The 17,101-nt window shown below is 41.2% G+C and carries 21 protein-coding genes; all 21 read right to left on the minus strand.

From position 1 onward, the window contains the following. Positions 1–23: 23 nt before the first annotated feature. Positions 24–1,979 carry an acyltransferase family protein gene (locus A1359_RS21475; protein WP_066988237.1) on the minus strand — a complete coding sequence of 652 codons (1,956 nt, stop codon included), beginning with the start codon at positions 1,977–1,979 and terminating at the stop codon, positions 24–26. 272 nt (positions 1,980–2,251) lie between these two features. Then, positions 2,252–4,249, minus strand: a complete 1,998-nt coding sequence (locus A1359_RS21480; protein WP_066988239.1) for a hypothetical protein — start codon at positions 4,247–4,249, stop codon at positions 2,252–2,254. Then, entirely contained in the window at positions 4,234–5,010 is a 777-nt protein-coding gene (locus A1359_RS21485) for a class I SAM-dependent methyltransferase (protein ID WP_066988242.1), read from the minus strand. The genes A1359_RS21480 and A1359_RS21485 overlap by 16 nt, the downstream gene beginning before the upstream one ends. 8 nt (positions 5,011–5,018) lie before the next feature. Then, entirely contained in the window at positions 5,019–5,357 is a 339-nt protein-coding gene (locus A1359_RS21490) for a DMT family transporter (RefSeq protein ID WP_066988244.1), read from the minus strand. Continuing rightward, entirely contained in the window at positions 5,338–6,312 is a 975-nt protein-coding gene (locus tag A1359_RS21495) for a glycosyltransferase family 2 protein (RefSeq protein ID WP_066988246.1), read from the minus strand. Before A1359_RS21495 ends, A1359_RS21490 begins: the two co-directional genes overlap by 20 nt. 47 nt (positions 6,313–6,359) lie before the next feature. Continuing rightward, positions 6,360–7,220 carry a glycosyltransferase family 2 protein gene (locus A1359_RS21500; RefSeq protein ID WP_066988248.1) on the minus strand — a complete coding sequence of 287 codons (861 nt, stop codon included), beginning with the start codon at positions 7,218–7,220 and terminating at the stop codon, positions 6,360–6,362. Continuing rightward, the gene (locus A1359_RS21505) at positions 7,217–8,851 is read right to left on the minus strand and encodes a glycosyltransferase family 4 protein (RefSeq protein WP_198159431.1); all 1,635 of its coding nucleotides are present in this window, start codon (positions 8,849–8,851) and stop codon (positions 7,217–7,219) included. The genes A1359_RS21500 and A1359_RS21505 overlap by 4 nt, the downstream gene beginning before the upstream one ends. Continuing rightward, positions 8,852–9,937, minus strand: a complete 1,086-nt coding sequence (locus tag A1359_RS21510) for a class I SAM-dependent methyltransferase (RefSeq protein WP_083960759.1) — start codon at positions 9,935–9,937, stop codon at positions 8,852–8,854. A 5-nt stretch (positions 9,938–9,942) separates the two neighbouring features. Beyond that, positions 9,943–10,776, minus strand: coding sequence for a class I SAM-dependent methyltransferase (locus tag A1359_RS21515; protein WP_083960760.1), 834 nt, complete (start codon positions 10,774–10,776; stop codon positions 9,943–9,945). A gap of 40 nt (positions 10,777–10,816) precedes the next feature. Next, positions 10,817–11,518 carry a sulfotransferase domain-containing protein gene (locus A1359_RS21520; protein ID WP_083960761.1) on the minus strand — a complete coding sequence of 234 codons (702 nt, stop codon included), beginning with the start codon at positions 11,516–11,518 and terminating at the stop codon, positions 10,817–10,819. Positions 11,519–11,551: 33 nt separating this feature from the next. Next, complete coding sequence (locus tag A1359_RS21525) at positions 11,552–12,931, minus strand: ABC transporter ATP-binding protein (RefSeq protein ID WP_066988257.1); 1,380 nt, start codon at positions 12,929–12,931, stop codon at positions 11,552–11,554. Beyond that, entirely contained in the window at positions 12,928–13,488 is a 561-nt protein-coding gene (locus A1359_RS21530; protein WP_066988259.1) for a hypothetical protein, read from the minus strand. Before A1359_RS21530 ends, A1359_RS21525 begins: the two co-directional genes overlap by 4 nt. Next, complete coding sequence (locus A1359_RS21535) at positions 13,489–13,785, minus strand: nucleotidyltransferase family protein (RefSeq protein WP_066988260.1); 297 nt, start codon at positions 13,783–13,785, stop codon at positions 13,489–13,491. A gap of 319 nt (positions 13,786–14,104) precedes the next feature. Next, positions 14,105–14,698 (minus strand): zeta toxin family protein, encoded by a 594-nt coding sequence (locus A1359_RS21540; protein WP_232322457.1) that lies wholly within the window; start codon positions 14,696–14,698, stop codon positions 14,105–14,107. A gap of 29 nt (positions 14,699–14,727) precedes the next feature. Beyond that, positions 14,728–14,910: a hypothetical protein gene (locus A1359_RS21545; protein WP_066988264.1), complete on the minus strand. Its 183-nt coding sequence runs from the start codon at positions 14,908–14,910 to the stop codon at positions 14,728–14,730. Positions 14,911–14,922: 12 nt separating this feature from the next. After that, positions 14,923–15,264: a hypothetical protein gene (locus A1359_RS21550; RefSeq protein WP_066988266.1), complete on the minus strand. Its 342-nt coding sequence runs from the start codon at positions 15,262–15,264 to the stop codon at positions 14,923–14,925. Then, positions 15,265–15,561 carry a nucleotidyltransferase domain-containing protein gene (locus A1359_RS21555; RefSeq protein WP_066988267.1) on the minus strand — a complete coding sequence of 99 codons (297 nt, stop codon included), beginning with the start codon at positions 15,559–15,561 and terminating at the stop codon, positions 15,265–15,267. Positions 15,562–15,582: 21 nt separating this feature from the next. Continuing rightward, a complete protein-coding gene (locus A1359_RS23525; RefSeq protein WP_066988269.1) occupies positions 15,583–15,870 on the minus strand; it encodes an ATP-binding cassette domain-containing protein in 288 nt (95 codons plus the stop codon). Further along, positions 15,867–16,127, minus strand: a complete 261-nt coding sequence (locus tag A1359_RS22955; RefSeq protein ID WP_198159432.1) for a hypothetical protein — start codon at positions 16,125–16,127, stop codon at positions 15,867–15,869. Before A1359_RS22955 ends, A1359_RS23525 begins: the two co-directional genes overlap by 4 nt. Next, on the minus strand, positions 16,105–16,335 hold the full coding sequence (locus tag A1359_RS22960) for a hypothetical protein (RefSeq protein ID WP_198159433.1): 231 nt from the start codon (positions 16,333–16,335) through the stop codon (positions 16,105–16,107). The genes A1359_RS22955 and A1359_RS22960 overlap by 23 nt, the downstream gene beginning before the upstream one ends. Continuing rightward, on the minus strand, positions 16,332–16,619 hold the full coding sequence (locus A1359_RS21570) for a nucleotidyltransferase domain-containing protein (RefSeq protein ID WP_066988271.1): 288 nt from the start codon (positions 16,617–16,619) through the stop codon (positions 16,332–16,334). Before A1359_RS21570 ends, A1359_RS22960 begins: the two co-directional genes overlap by 4 nt. Positions 16,620–17,101 lie beyond the last annotated feature (482 nt).

Here is a 17,101-nt window from a genome sequence, read left to right on the forward strand (position 1 = left end):
ATACCATTCATGTTTGATAAATTTTAGATTTTAGATTTTAGAAGATTATTATTATTCAAGAATCCAATAAATGAATCAGCAAGACTTGCTGAACCGAAAGAATTGAGATGATCTCTATCTCTGAAGATAAAAGTATCATTATTATGAGGCGAACATCGCGTATTGGATTTTGGACACAAGAGATCAAACAAATTAAAAATAAAGATATTAGACTTGTGCTCTGCAACTCTTTTCAAAATCTGCTGAACATCTTCGATTTCTGCTGAGATTGAGTCACGATCAACATCACACGATGAATACCCCAAAAGTTGAGACTTACAAATACCAATATCCTCAAACTTGAACAAAGGAGGTGGTCCAAAAATTACAACATTAACTCCTTTTAATGACATTTCATTTGCCAAAACTGGTATTTTATCTATCCATGGCGACACATCTGCAGCAACTTTTCCCGTCGCTGTACTAATAAATCCACGAGCAACAAGAAGGATATCTCCAGAATGCATCCTTTCTTTAATTTCTTCAAATATAATGTCTCTAGCTTCAAATTTATCATCTGTTTTTGATGGAAACGGTCGCCCTGGAGTTTCTATTAAATGAACGCCTATGCCAGTATTATCATGCATTGCATATAGAAGTCCTTGCAGATGTCCAGAATGACTATCGCCAACAACCCAAATCATTTGTCCATCGACAATCCTAGGTAAAACAGTACACAAATCAAATGTATCAGCATTTAGCAGCCTTTTATTACCATCTACAACACATATTGGATCATGATTCAAAAGAACATTATTCTTGAGTGGCAAGTAAGCAGGAGGGGAATATAAAGCATTATGATTAATAATAAATCGATTGTGATCGAATAACAGGATACATAATAGAAATACTGAACAAATAGATACACTTATTCCATAACCTATTGTTTGTAAGCTTTTAGTCGACCATTGCGCCTTACGAAGAGGTTTTTCAATATATTTATACGATCCACTTGCTAGAATCAGTATTACCGCAATCTGAAAAGGCACTGTCTTCGCGTCAATACCTATGGACCACCGACTAAGACTCAAAACACTCCAATGCCAAAGATACAAAGAAAATGATATTCGCCCTAAATAAACAATAATTGGCAAGGTCAGAATGGCATATGTCACCGAAGAAGGAGGAGTAATGCCGATAAGCAGTATCGTAAATAACACCACTAATATAGTCGCGAAAATTGCAAATTGAATAGGAATAAAGAAACTTACTATTATCGCTACCAGTAAAATTGCTGATCCTTTTGATGACAATATCTTGAGTTTAGCACTGTGAACGGAATACAAGAATAACAAACAACCTGCACCAAGTTCCCATATACGAGTGGGTAACAAAAAGTACGCTGCCGGTCGATTAACGTTATAGATACAGACAAACCCAACGAGTGATGCGATAGAAATTATAGCAACAATTAATAATAAGTTCCTCACCCCATTTTCATGTCGACCCAAACCAGCGATAAGAATTAAGACTGGATATAAAAAATAGAACTGCTCTTCAATACCTAGCGACCAAGTTTGTGTAAAAAAATTAACTTCCATTGATGGTGAAAAATAATCGGCCGCTTGGTTAAATAGATAAATATTTGAAAGCCCAAACAGTGACGCAATGCCAGTTTGAAGTGATACATCAGGATTGCTGTCCAAGAAGCAAATAAGCACACTGGTGATTAAAACGCAAGCCACTAAAGCAGGAAGTATACGTTTGATCCGCCTTTCGTAGAACCACAGTAAAAAGTTCTTAAAGCCATCATGCGACCGACTAACCAATGATAAGGATATTACATATCCTGATATTACATAGAATATATCAACGCCAAGATATCCGCTTGGCATTAAATCCTTATTAAAATGGTTAATAATAACACTAACTACTGCTATCGCCCTGAGGCCATCAATATCTAGCCTATAGGTTGACTGGGGGAGGGACTGCCTTATCATAACTGTATAAATATATTTTTTAAACTGCAGCTACACTACCTAATATTTTCTTAAATTATTTAAAGATATTAAGGTAAAAATACTTTAGGGGATTTTAATATTCAGACATCATATACTATGAGCTTATAAATTAATAACTTTACCTAAAATATTTTTGGTGTTTTTATATACTATTAAATTGGCTTTTTACCTCATCAAAATTTATAAATTCATACATCCGAAAATTCTATTTTTTAGAAACTTGCTTGGCGAGCTTGTCAAAAGTTCATTCATCAATAAATATCTATTACTTTAGTGACGTCATTATTATTCTGAGTATAGAACCATCCAACATTCTCTTGTACTGGGCTAACAAACAGCTTATATTTTCCAGGTTGCATTGGCATCTTGAGTAAAATTGATACCTTAGTTTTATCATTTGGTTGTATAGGCTCCGGAAACGTAAATCTATTCCCTTCAAACGCAACTTGACCATTTTCATTTATCCAAACATAGGAAAGATGGACAAACATACCAGGACTAGAAATACCATTAGCGGGCCAAGTCTCACTTCCAGTATTTTCAATTGATACATCAAGCTTTTTAGTTATACCTGCCTGCATTGTGGATGGTAAATCCAATGGCTCAATACGATAGGATGGTGAACTCAATGGGGCTAATTGAATTGGGGAGGCTAGCCGACGCACTAACATTGCTGCATAACCTGTGTACTGCTTACTTGCAAAAATGCCAGATGTGCAGTTATTTTGACTGAACACGCATATCTTTAACCAATCCCACCCTGTCCATCGGGGTAATGCCCATTCGAATCCGCTTCGATAAATTTCATAATATGATGGAGCCTGAAGCGGAGGAGTTATAACTACTTTCTGATACGGATTAAAGACCAAGATATCACCAATATTACCGGTGTAAACCAATTCATCTTTAACACCATAATATGAACTTATGTTTTTATTATCATCCACCTCAGTGGTCTTTATTTCAAAAAATGCATCTGGTGTCCCTAATGATTCAAGAAAGGTTTTTAAACTAACAATTATTTCTATGCCGCTTCCCTGACTAACACCTTTTAAAACTAGATTACGGTGCTCTGAATTTGGTAAAGGGTTTTCTACAAGCCATTTTGATAGGACTTGAACAAATTGGTAATGATTATTAGCAATTGATTTCAATGACTGCATATCGAAAACTGCCACTGGCAATGTGTTTGCACCTAGGAGCCCAGTTGTAACTAACAAGACGGTACTAGACCAAGTAGCCGCTTGGCCAGCCAAAATTCCAGCTATGCCGCAAACAGCAAAACCATAAACAGGCAATAGGTAATAGGTATTAAACATTCTCAAGGCTAAAAAAGCCCCTACATATGCACTGGCTGCAACTATAAAAGAATCATAAACAGTATGCTTATTAGCGTTACGAATAATTAATAAAACTCTAAATAATGTTAAAGGCAATACGATGAATATTATAAATGGATCGTTTGTTGCATAAAAATTAATGACATCCAAAATAGCTGTCGCATGCAAACTGGCATAAGAACTAGAACTAGTGGCAAAAGTGACACGCCATAGCCCGTAAAAAACGATATAACATGCACCAATGATTAGTAATGCCCAAATGCGGGCCGGAATTTTGCCTTGCTTTTGTCGATAATATCTTAAAAGCTCTACGGCTCCGAATGTAAGCGCAAAAACAAATATCAATTCTTTATAAAGAAAGGCTACCGCTAATGCGACTAACCCAGTAACGACGATGATATTTTGCCTTGACGAAATTAACGATGTCACTTTTTCGGATACTAATGTGGACCAAACAAAAACAAGTATTAGAAAAAGAGCATTTAACTCGCCTATTTGTAATCTAATAGCCGCATTAGCGAAGCCGATTGAATACATTGTGACACACCATAAGATAGCAAGTGCCCAACTATTCGCCCTCGTCAACATCAAGCAATAAAACAATAGCACGCCAATCAACAGAACTTTGATGCCACCAATAAAATGAAAAAGAAAAGGTGATGGTTCAATAATTCTTGAAGTAAGAACATATTCTTGTGCAGTTAACGGTATGAAGCGGCCTAGCTCTGGCAGAATATAATAGCCAAAGGGCTTTCCTTGAAAAATTGTGCGAATGAATTGATGATCATCGATAGGCCCTAAACCATCAACGCTTAAAACTACAGTTAAAATAGCAACAAGACCGCTTACACAAAAAACTATTATTCCGTATCGCTGAGTAATCGAGTTTCCCTTCAAATTCGTCTCCATAAGCTCAATGTGGCGAAAGAAAGTTTTCGACCAATCCAATTACCCCAAAATAATCGATCAATTGCAAAAAGACTTTTGACAATATATTTTCCACCAACATTGAGCATTGGAAATGCATCGGGATTATAATAAAGAATATATGCAATTAAGCCTGGGTATACTTCATCGACCTTCTCATAACCAGCATTCTTGAAATACCGATCAAGGTCAGGATACTCGAAGCCCTGTTCCGTATCATCATCAAAAAGATCATTTGATTTGTAAACTCGTTGCCGGATACGTCTAGCTAACCAATTATCATGAGTTGGTTCAAAACTCAAAAAATATCCGCCAGGTAGAAGAGAATTCCCTAGATTCTTTAGAATATCTTGAGTACGCGAATATACATGATGAAGTCCGCCAATCAGAATTATCAAATCAAATAAATCACCCGAGGCTTGATAAGTGGTTACGTCATTCCATTCTATTTTAAGCAATGGATTTTGCGTCCGCGCAATTTCCACCATGTTTTCACTATAGTCGAACCCCTGGTAGACAAAATTTTGTATTAAATTCTTGCTAAGTATCTCGTAACCTTCCGCCATACCACACATAGGCTCTAAAACGCGCTTTACTTCTGCCCCAATACATCTATTACGTTTTAGAAATTTCTCCCAAATAAGCTTTTTTAGCAACAGATGATTGGGGTGCTTTCTAGCCTCAAAATATTTTTCAGATATCTCATTAAAATGTTCTCTTTGCTGCTCGACTAGTTTATCCATGGTCTTACTCAACGGTTAATGGCTATTAAAACGATGCCAGTTATAATCATAAATGCACCTGCAATTTGCCAGATCGTAATGGTTTCGCTTAAAAAGAACATTCCTGTCAGCATTGTACCGATCACAAGGGAGCCTGCAGCAATAGGAAAAGCGAACGACAACGGCATCAGGCGAAGGATTACCATCCAAAGTACAGCACCTGCTCCGTAAAGAACGAAACCGATGGCAAAGGTAGGTGTTTTCCAACCTTCTGCTGCTTTAATTAGGTACAAGCCAAAACAACTAGTGATTATGTAAATAACAAATAAGCTAGCCGACCAAAGAAGGTTAATCCAGTTTATATTCACTAATCCACCTAGGACGTTTTTTTACAGTTTTGTATATTTGTCCGACGTACTCTCCAACCACACCAAGACATAGAAGCTGTACACCACCAATAAAATAGATTGGCAGTGTAATTGATGCCCAACCTGGTATCGTATCGCCAACAAATAATGTATGCCAAATCACATAGCCCCCCATCACCAAGCTAGACAGGAATATTACAAAACCTAATATTGCAACCATTCGTAACGGTACGACACTAAAAGAAGTAATTCCATGCAAAGCAAGCCTTAGCATTTTTGATAGCGAATACTTAGTCTGTCCAAACCGCCTTTCACTAACATCAAAGAAGACAGTACTAACCCTGAAACCTAACTGAAGACAGGTTGCTCGTAAAAAGATGCTCGGCTCTGGGAAAAGCGCAAGCGCTTCCAATGCTCTTTTACTGAGTAGGCGGTAGTCTGCATGATTTGGGACAATATCAACGCCCATTATTCGCATGAGATTATAAAACCCTAAAGCCGTTTGCCTCTTGAGCCATCCATCTGAATTACGGTCATTTCTGACCCCAAGAACAACATCAAACCCCTTATGGAGTTCTTTTACAAACTCTCGAATAGCTAGTGGATCTTGTTGCAAATCGGCATCAATTGATATTGCAGCATCACAGTTCTGAGCTACTTCGGTTAACCCTGCAAGCAGTGCAGCTTGATGACCAAAGTTTTGAGATAATTTCAAGCCTTTAATAGCTTTATTATTCTGATTTAATTTGTCAATCATCACCCATGAGTTATCCGTGCTTCCATCGTCAACAAAGAAAAGGTAAGAATCCTTTGTTATCAGCCCTTCATCAGCTAATTCATGTATTAAGCTTGTAAGTTGAGTGACCGCGTGATTAATTGATTCACTTTCATTGTGACATGGCAGCACGATAGCTATCCTTGGCACCTCACTATTTGCATATTGGTTGTTAATCATACCCGCGTAATTTCCCGATAAATTGCATTGCCAAAATTGATCTCATATTACCCGTAGATCCATCTACAAACAGATTTAACCATTGCCTTAGAAATCCTTCTATTCCATCTTAAGGCTGCTAAAAGTGAATTCATGCCAATTTTGAACGCAAAAAAAGGCCCATTGCCCTTTCGGGTAGAATACTGTTCCTCCACAGCATGCGCATAATTAAACAGCCAACGATCTGGTACTTTACCAAACAGCTTTTTAAACATATCGTTAATTTCTTTATGCACTTTCACTCGAGAACCAAGAGTTTTGTTATCTGCATATAACCTAGAACCAGCCAGCTTCTCTTCAAGATAGCCAAATCGCACCCCAGCTTTACCCAACCTGAGCCAATACTCGTAGTCCATGCAGTAGTTCAGCGATTCATCGAGCAGACCAAATTGCTCAACGACTTGTCGCCGGAAAAATAAGGCCGGTTGGCAAATAAAACAGGTTTCTTGCAGACGCTCGAAATCCCATGGCTCCGAAGGGTAGCTTTCAAAAGCTTGATCTTCCAGGTCGATATGATCGGCCTTGCCGTAGACCACATCAATTTCCGGATTGGCTTTAAAGTAGGCTACCACTCGGGCAATGGCTCCAGGATAATAGATGTCGTCGGAGTTCAACCAGCCGATAATTTCACCATTGGTGGCGAGGATGCCCTGATTGACAGCATCGGTTTGCCCATTGTCTTTTTTTGATTCCCAACGCACTTTAGGACTGAAGTCTCTAAGTATTTCAACAGTGTTATCGGTACTGCCTCCATCGAAGACTACATGTTCGATTTCAAAATCCATCGAGGCCTGATTGGCAACGCTTTGTAACGTCCGCTCAAGGAATTGCCCTTGTTGATATGATGGCGTAACAATACTGACTTTCATGCTGGAACCTGCTCTGGATAAAAGGGGAGATATTCACCATTATCTAGACTAATACCACATCGCAGCACCTTTGCTCCCAGTTCACGCTGATCAGTGCCCAACCCCATCAGACTTGGAACAAAGACTGGCGAGATTCGCAGCTCGTACAAACCGCCTTGCGGCTCCACCGGCAATGATAAAGTAGCTTCTTTTCCAGCCAGTATTGACAATGGTTTTTGTATTGCCTCTCCGTCGCAATAGGCTTCAATCACTATCTTATGTTGAGGCGCCGTAAATACCGTTTCCAGAGCTTGAGCATTTGCTATCGAACCGACCTGGATATTTATTTGGGAACTGGACCAACCGTCCAAGTAAATACCAGTTATCAGGTTTTCATGATTTTTATTGCCACATGCAAATTGAAACAGCTCCCAGTATTCCCTTGTCATTCGCATAGAATCAGAAAACTCTTCTGCCCGCTGTAAGCCCGCTTCAATGAGTCGCACCCTCAACTCTGCATTCTCGACCAGAGAAATCATGGCTTGCGAAATCTGGGTGGGTATACGTGGGTCAAACAGGATCGCTGCATCTGCCGCCACTTCTGGCAAAGAAGTCCGGTTGCTACAGGCTACGGGGACACCAGCCGCCATAGCTTCGATAACCGGCAACCCAAATCCCTCATACAGTGAAGGAAATACTACACCGATGCAATTCCCTATCAGCGCGGCTAATTCTAAACTGGGAAGAAAACCAGGAAAAAGGATACGTTCGCCCAAATTCATCGCTTGCGCCGAATGCATCAAGAATTCCCTGCGTTCACCAGGTGCTCCTGTACAAACTAGCTTTATATCCTCAGGCAAACCTTCCCGACAAGCCATGCCAAAAGCCGTCAAAAGCATTTCGTGGTTCTTGTGCCGCCAAAAATTAGCGGGATACATCAGGTACCGATGATGACTGAGTTTTAAACGTTCCAAGACACTCAAATCTTGCTGATCTTCGGGAACAATACGCTGAGCCATGCGCAAATGAATAGTGCGTATTCTCGACGGTTCAAGGCCTCCATGAGCGATGGCAGAATCACGGGAGTAGTCCGAAATAGCTGTCAACGCCGCTGCTTTTTGACAAGCCTCAATAAAAATCCGATCTCGGTGCGCTACTTCTTGCTCGGAAAAGAACTGCGGGTAGGTTTTATATTGCAGATCGTAAATAGTGCACACCGTCGGAATGCCAATTTCGAAATATGTGGGTGCCGTAAATGGGCAGAAAAGCAGATCAGCAGACATGTCATGCAACAACGAACCGGATCTTCGGCGTTTCAGCATCGAATTCAGTTTGTAGCCTAGCCGACTTGCAAACCTACGCACTCTGCCAGGTAAATACGGCAAAGTACGTGAGACTAAGCATCGCAAACGTGAGGGCAAGGAGTTAGCTGTTATAGGGCCAATGACCATCTGACGATGCATATTGGCACGATCCAATGAGGTCAGCTCTTCGTGCGATGCTGCTTGAGTAAGCAATATAAACTGGGTTTGCGGTACCATTTCTGCTAAACGAACCAGCAATTCCAATACAAATATTTTCGCTCCGCCATTTTCTCCACCAGGGAGAATGGGTGTTAAATCAACAGCTATAGTTTTGATTTGTCTATCCATTTAAAATCCAATTCGTTTAGCCAATTCTTTAAGTTCTATCCAATTTGAAACTTTAAACCAGTAACGGAACGCTTTACGGGCAAACAAAGCCCGCAAGTTAGCTTCGGTCTCTTTCAGCGTAGCTTGGGAATTCTTCACCATCTCCGTGAGCGTTTGGATTTGAACAAATCGAGCAGACCTATCAATTTCTGATTCAGAAAATTTTTCAGCCAAATCCAGTTCTCGTGCCCGCAAATCAAGCAGAGCCAAAGTCAACCGCCCATTAGGGCTGCTTAACAAAGTTGCATCTATCTGTTCAGGCTTGTTAGCCTGCAACGGCACCCGGCTAACTACACAAAACATATCGTAGTGACCGAAGATAGCTGGCTCAAACTGGATGTATTCAGCACCCAGTTGCTGAAACAAAAAGGTGACCGAACTTTTCGTGAAGAGGTAAAGATGTTCGTCGGACTTTAGTTGCTCTAGAAATGCACCGTTTGTTTCTACCAATTCAGCATAATTCATACCTTCCGTAAACTGCGGCGTCTGAATTAATAGCATCCCCTCAGGTTTCAGCAACTTCAAACAATGTGTCATTGTTGCAACAGGATCAGAAAAATGTTCCAGTACATCCATCAAAGCAATCGCATCCAGACTGCCAGGGGGAATATCGAGATACTCGACCGGGCCAATGGATATAGGTACACCAAAAGTTTTCTGGCCAAATTCAACAACCCAAGGACTCATTTCCACACCGGAAGCATCATAGCCGGCCTGACTCAATAGCGCGACAAAGCTACCGTGCGAGCAACCCAACTCCAGTATTTTGGCAGGTGGCAAGCAATATTTCAGGCAGGTTTTCAACCAATGTAGATTGCGCTCGGTTAAGTCATTACGAGCACGACTATGGATATCAGGAAAATCAAGATCCTGACTTTGATGGTCAAGCCAATATTTTTTTCCGTAAAAGTCAGTCTCGTCATTGAGCACCTTTAACTGGTCGGGAGTCATGCCCTCGAGAGAGACTAAAGTCCCACAGACATTACATTGACTATATTCGGCACTAAAAGATTTAAATTCAGCGTTTCCGCACCAACAAGTTGTCATTATCTTTATCCTGGCTTACTTACAAGAAAAACGGCACCACTACAATCCTGCCAATCATTTTCCATTTCCAATAATCCCGCAAATACTTTTCGGAATGCATCAGGAAAATTCTGGTTGGAAGCCAGAAAAGGAAACACCTCATCCCCCACTTCGCCCCCCCCGACTCGTTTCAAATGCCAAAGGCCATCCATCATTAACCATATACTGCTATTGAACTTTGGCAAAATCGGAATATGTTCATCAGCCACCAAACCGGCTTGTTCAAAGGCATTCAACCAAGCATCAACAGACAAGGGATTAGCTAGGTGATGGAAATCGAGAAAGTCTTTTTGCAGTGTTTTAGCTACGTCATCAAAACCTGCAGCAGCAAGAAGTTTAGGTAACAGAGACCACTGAACAAAGCGATCAGTCACCACACTACACAACATGGTTCCCCCGGGCTTAAGGCAACGATATATTTCCGCCAATACGGCATCCAAATCATCCATATGTTCCAGTGAACAATTGGCAAAAACATGGTCAAAACTGGCATCAGGTTCGGGTACATGTTGAGCGGGTGCGACGTGAACGTCGCGATACACACCACTATATCGACCCAATTCAGCCACTTCCTGACTCATGTCCACACCAACCACATCGATTGCATCCGGCCAAATTAAGCGAAAATATTGTCCATCACCACAACCTAGGTCAAGTATACGACCTTGAAGTCGATAGTTCTGATACGCCGCGTATTCCCAAGCACGCCAGTGGCTGAGAGGTGGAATATGTGGATACAGGAGACTAACAGCATCGTAGCCTTGAAGCACTGAATCAGCTGCCATTAAATATGTTTTCATTTTTGAAAATTGTCCAAGTCAATTATTTTTTAAAAGAGAATCATGACTCATAACCGAGCAATAACATTGCATCTCTGGCTACAGAATCAAAAGACTCAATATTTTTCTTTGAAAAATGGTTTTTCCAATCACCAGAAATGCCTTTTCGGACAAAAGTATTATGTTTAAATATTTTGCTCAATGATTCAGAAGAATTTTTCTTTGTATGCTTAGACACAACTTCCTTCAAAACACTTTCCTGAACATGAAAATCCGACACTTGCTTAAGTAAAACATCTAAATATTTCTCAGGCGCAGATAAGAAATCTTCATAATAAATTGTTATAACACCCTGATTCATCCAATCTAGAACATATTTAGTCCATTCTTGCGCCACTTCTTCTACATATTCATCAAAATTTTTATCAAACAAAGAAGTTATTCCATTTTTAACGCAAAAATCTTTTTCAAAGAACCATTTTGAAACAACCACATCACGACCATCACGTACTAAATGAATATATCTTGCGTCAAAATCAATTAAAGATGAGTTGGGGAGCTCGTGACTCTTGATGATTGATTTTATGGGGAAGTCAAAATTTTCTACTCCCATGTACCAAGGATGTTTAGCTATTTCAAATAAATCAAACCCTGGCCTTACATATATGTCACGCTTTGGAATTTCAAGTGCATCTCCAATCATGGATACAATCCATGATCCTCCTGATTTTGGGTATTCTGTCAAAACAATGGGTTTATCCATTTAAATTTAACTCTTACTTTTGTTACGAACAATTTAATTAGATGGTTTAGGTACTGTCGATATTGTGATTTTTCCCTGCAAATTTGCTACTCCGTGATGCATCAAAAAGTTTATTCCATCTCGCAAACTAGTTCTTACTGAAAAAAGACCAACTTGTGGAACATGGCATACACGAGTTACTTTACTTGCTTCTTCTTCATGACTGATTGTTTTGCGATTATTCCAACAATCCTCACTGACATAAGCCAAACCAACTTGAAATGTGTACTCACTAGGTGCAATGTCAAGACTGATTTCCTGTCGACAAACTACCTTACTCCCATCACCATAGCTGGCCAAAACATTCGCTTCACTTTGCCAACTATTCTTGCCATGAACAATTACTCCCTTGTCATTAATTATGGTTAGCCCACAAATCGGGATGCCTATGTATTCAGCAAGTTCAAATTCATAGTAAAAAACAGCCGTATCGCCCTGACGAAAACTTTTGCAAGGCTCACCAGCAATGTTGCATAAGGCAACACCGATACAACGCGCCTGACCATTTGTTACTTGTGCCTTATTCGATATGTCGATGAACGCCTCTAGTGATGGGCGTTCTGTGATGGGAATGCTAACAACAGAAGCTTGACTTACGGTTGATTCTGCTGCGGGTTTACTTACTCCCCGTGCTTGAGGTTGATGAAGTAAATAGTAATGTTTTGCCGCCTCAGAAGATGAACCAATAAATCGTTGCATACCATGATCCAGCAGTATAGCCTGCTTACAGAACTGCTCTACTTCTGGCATAGCATGAGAAACCAGTAAAATAGCCGCCCCCGAATTTCGCAATTGCTCCAGACGTGCATAACACTTTTGGCGAAAAAAGATATCCCCTACAGCTAGCGCTTCATCGATAATAACAATTGAAGCATCGATATGCGCCTGAACGGCAAATGCTAGACGCACAAACATACCGCTGGAGTAGGTTTTAACAGGCTGATTGATGAATTCGCCTATATCGGCGAATTCGACAATCTGATCATACCGGCTTTCAATTTCTTTTGGGCTTAGGCCTAATATCCGCCCGTTCAGCAAGACATTTTCCTTACCGGTAAACTCCGGGTTAAAGCCACTGCCCAGTTCTAGTAGTGCAGCGATGCGGCCATTGACCTTAACTTCACCACTGGTTTGCGACAAAGTGCCTGCCAAAATTTGCAGGAGCGTGCTTTTGCCACTGCCATTACGTCCAATGATGCCAAAGGTCTCTCCTTTTTTGATTTCAAACGACACGTCCTTCAACGCCCAAAATTCACGATAGTATTGCTTGCGCCCACGCACCAACATTTGTAACAAGCGATCTTGCGGTCTGTCATAAATTTGGTAACACTTGCTTAGGTTTTCCACTTTGATGGCGATGTCGGATGCGCTCATTGATGTATCCTGCTTTCGTCAGTTTGTTTTATTTTTACAATCAACATGAACTCTGTCGTGAAATCTACTTGCTTAGGTAAAATACTCAGTTCCTCTTGGCAATAGCTGAGGAAGCGTTCGGCGCAAATGTAGAGCAATGGGGTTAAGCTCTTTAGCGCATTAAAATGGTCGGCGATTTCTGCGTATTCGATATCGTAGTCATGTGCAGCAAGGTTGCGGGCGGTTCGGCATAACTGCCAAGACTCAACCGATTCCAGTACACCCTTTTTTTCGTAAAAGCTGAGTACCTTAAGAAAACTATCGGAGGGTTCCCCAGCAAGTATGCAGGCGTGTCGCATGGCTGCACCCATTGTATCCTGTAATTTGGCGAATCTTTCTTTGATTGCAGCCATTGCTTCATATAGCACGACATCCTTCTTCTGCGTTTCTAGCAGATCTGCAGTTAATGGCCAGGTTAGTTTGCTGCTAGAAGCATCCAGGAAGTAAACGCAACGTTGTATGGCTTCTAATAGTTCTGCAAGATGCTGTTTTTCTGAGTTGAGGATAGTTTGATCCAATCATATCTCCAATTGAGTCGACTGAGACTGAGCGATGATTTGAAAAGGTGTTGCTACAGCACCACGGTATTTCGACAAAATGTCAACGAGTAAACCAAGTTGTGATTCGAGCTGCATTTTAATTTGCGCGCGCTGTATTAGCGATAGCTGCGTATCGGATTCAATGAACAGATCGATATCCCCACCTTTTGCGTGGTCGTTGAGTCTGGAGCCAAATAAATAGACTGCCGCTCCTATGCCAGCCAAACGGGTGACTGTTTGAATAATGGCTTCAGTTTGTTGTTTTGTCAGTCTCATTTTATTAATTCTCTCTGGCGCTTAAACGCAACAAGTTGGTAGGCAGACCATTAGTTTGATTCAGCTTCTAGCGGGTTAAGCGTACCCCCAAATCATCCATAGCGATTTGGTTTTACTGCCTCCATTTAGTCTATGATACCAGAGGTCTATCCTTGTTTGATTTCAAAGGACACATCCTTCAACGCTCAAAATTCCCGATACTATTGCTTACACCCATGCACCAGCATCTGCAACAAGCGATCTTGCGGCCTACCGTAAATTTGGTAACACTTGCTGAGGTTTTCTACTTTGATGGCAATGTCACCGTGTGATTTCATTTCTATTTCCTAAGATCATCTGACGAAGTGCGCAGTAAACTTGCTATTTCCTGCGCCCAAGGGTTTATTGGCCCATAGTGTTTAATCAGCACTCCATTTGCGACTCGAAACAACAGACGGGCTTGCTCTCCTTCTACAGAGTTATCATATAGATATGAACGATCCGAAATCTTTGCTATCAAGGAACAATTCGCCAACGACTTGGCATAGCGACTAATGATTTTACCGATAGGCACATCATGCCCGCCTTCCATCACTCTCATTGCAACCCGTTTGGCGTTAATGGAAGGATCGTCTGTCCCTACAAAGAATAATCTCACAAAATAGCCTGCTTTCTTGGCTCGTCGAATAAAGTCAACCTTATCTGGCGCAGACAACACCGTTTCAAAAGCCAGGCTCTTGCCTTCACCCAAGCATTGCTCACGGATCTCAGCCGCTTTTTGGGCGGCCTTTAACACCGAATCAGGGGAGTTCCAGTCACCAAATTGGTCGCGCGCAATCAAGTCTGGATTGACATAAACGCAACCCGCCATCCACTCGTGTCTTAGTAATTGTTCTGTAATCGACGTTTTACCCGATCCATTTGGACCAGCCACAACAATTAACCGAGAGCTATAATCCTCGATCATAAGCCTTCATGTATCTCATTGACCCTGTTGATTTCTTTCCGCAAGGCATCCATCAATTGTTCGCGGGCAATTCTGGCTTTGTTACGCGCCTCAACTGCTACCGCGTTCATCAAAACCTGCAGTTGTTCGTCAGAAGGTTCGTTTTCAATATCATTTAAATCAAAAGGTTGATTATTCATATTTTCACTTCTTTAAAGAAGACAAAAGAGAAACCGGTTGGACAGGTCCATTGTACTTATTGTTTGGTCAGGCAAGCTAAGCATCTTGAGAAAACTATCGGAGGGTTCCCCAGCAAGTATGCTGGCATGTCGCATGGCTGCACCCAGTGTATCCTGTAATTTGGCGAATCTCTCGTTGATTGCCGCCATTGCCTCAAATAGCACGACATCCTTCTTCTGCGTTTCTAGCAGATCTGCAGTTAATGGCCATGTTAGTTTGTTGCTTGAAGCATCCATGAAGTAAACGCAACGTTGTATGGCTTCTAATAGTTCTGCAAGATGCAGTTTTTCTGAGTTGAGGATAGTTTGATCCAATCATATCTCCAATTGAGTCGACTGAGACTGAGCGATGACTTGAAAAGGTGTTGCTACTGCACCACGGTATTTCGACACGATGTCAACGGGTAAACCAAGTTTTGATTCGAGCTGCATTTTAATTTGTGCGCGCTGTATTAGCGATAGCTGCGTATCGGATTCGATGAACAGATCGATATCTCCACCTTTTGCGTGGTCGTTGAGTCTGGAGCCAAATAAATAGACAGCCGCTCCCATGCCAGCCAAACGGGTGACTGTTTGAATAATTGCTTCTGTTTGTTGTTTTGTCAGTCTCATTTTATTAATTCTCTCTGGCGCTTAAACGCAACAAGTCGGTAGGCAGACCATTAGCTTAATCCTGCCACCGGTCGGATTAAGCGTACCGCAAATCATCTGCAACAAGGTGGATTTGCCACTGCCGTTTCGTCCAATAATGCCTACGGTTTCGCCTTTTTTGATTTCAAAGGACACATCCTTTAACGCCCAAAATTCACTATAATATTGCTTACGACTGCGCACTAGCATCTGTAACAAGCGATCTTGCGGCCTGTCATAAATTTGATAGCACTTGCTGAGGTTTTCTACTTTTATTGCAATATCACTCACTCTGGCGTCACTCCATAGGCATCCGAACAGAAAGTAAGCAATCGCTGGAAGTAATCAAACAATTCCGGCGTGGCTTGCAGCATTTCTAAAAAGAATTGCGCGAGCCGTTCAGTGTCATCTTCATACTCGTGATTTATTGCATTTCTGAGCTCGCGAATCAGCTTCCAACGCTCAACGCTTTCGATGATCCCTAGCTTTTCCATAAAGGCGAGTACCGCACCAAAGCGTTCCCGTTCAGCTTCTTCTTTCGATAGCAATGGCTCGCATTGTTTTACCCAGATGTTCCTGAAATTCGCTGAAGCGAACACGAAAAGCGGCAAGTGTCTCGTGTTGCTCAAGACTTAAATTCTGCCAGTCTGTAATCGGTAAAATATGCTGAACTCGTTGCGCTGAGTATTCCAAGTACTTACGCATTTGTTTTAAATGCTTAAGTTGCTTAGCTAAAAGACGTAAATGCTCTGTCATAATCTGACACCCTGAGCTTTTGCCAGGTTGTAAATAGGCTTGTCTTTTCCTGGTTCTTTTACCACCAGATCAACGGCTAAATCTAAACTGTCTTCTAGCGCAATCTTGCAACGCAATTCTGACATTAAGGTACCTCGGTGTGTGGCTTCGACATACAAATCAACGTCGCCGCCACGTTTGGTGTCATCCAAACGTGATCCAAAAAGCCAAATTAACGCATCTTCCCCAAAGTTTTGGCTAGTCGATTTACGGATTATGTCTATTTGTGTACTGGATAATCTCATGTCTCTATCTTTATAGATGTCTGTGTGTCGCTTGTTTGCAAATCGGCATCCTATATTTTAGCAATGAGTTCGACGTATTTTTTCATAAGTGATTTTTGATCCGCTTTATCCTGCACTATTGATAGCTCTTTGATTTTTGCGAAAGTTTCGATCTTCACAGTGTCACATGTATCAAAAATTGCACATTAAGCATGCAAAATTGTTATCTATAAAGGCCACCTGCCAATGTAGCCGCATTTATACTTTTCGCAGATAAATAGTTACTGTTAAGGTAGACACGCATTCCGGTCGCACTGTTTTTAAAGCAATATAATTTCGGTCACACCTAACCAGCCATTCACAAGAAACTGATTAACCATTACAGGTAAACTAACATCGTGGGCGCGCATTTTAGCACTTCATCAAGTCAAGCCCATTGGGTCGCAGCGAAGATATCCCGCCTACTGTGATTATTAGAACTACCTAGGAATGCGCATGAAACA

Origin of the sequence: Methylomonas lenta (genome assembly GCF_001644015.1) — a bacterium.
Taxonomy (GTDB): domain Bacteria; phylum Pseudomonadota; class Gammaproteobacteria; order Methylococcales; family Methylomonadaceae; genus Methylomonas; species Methylomonas lenta.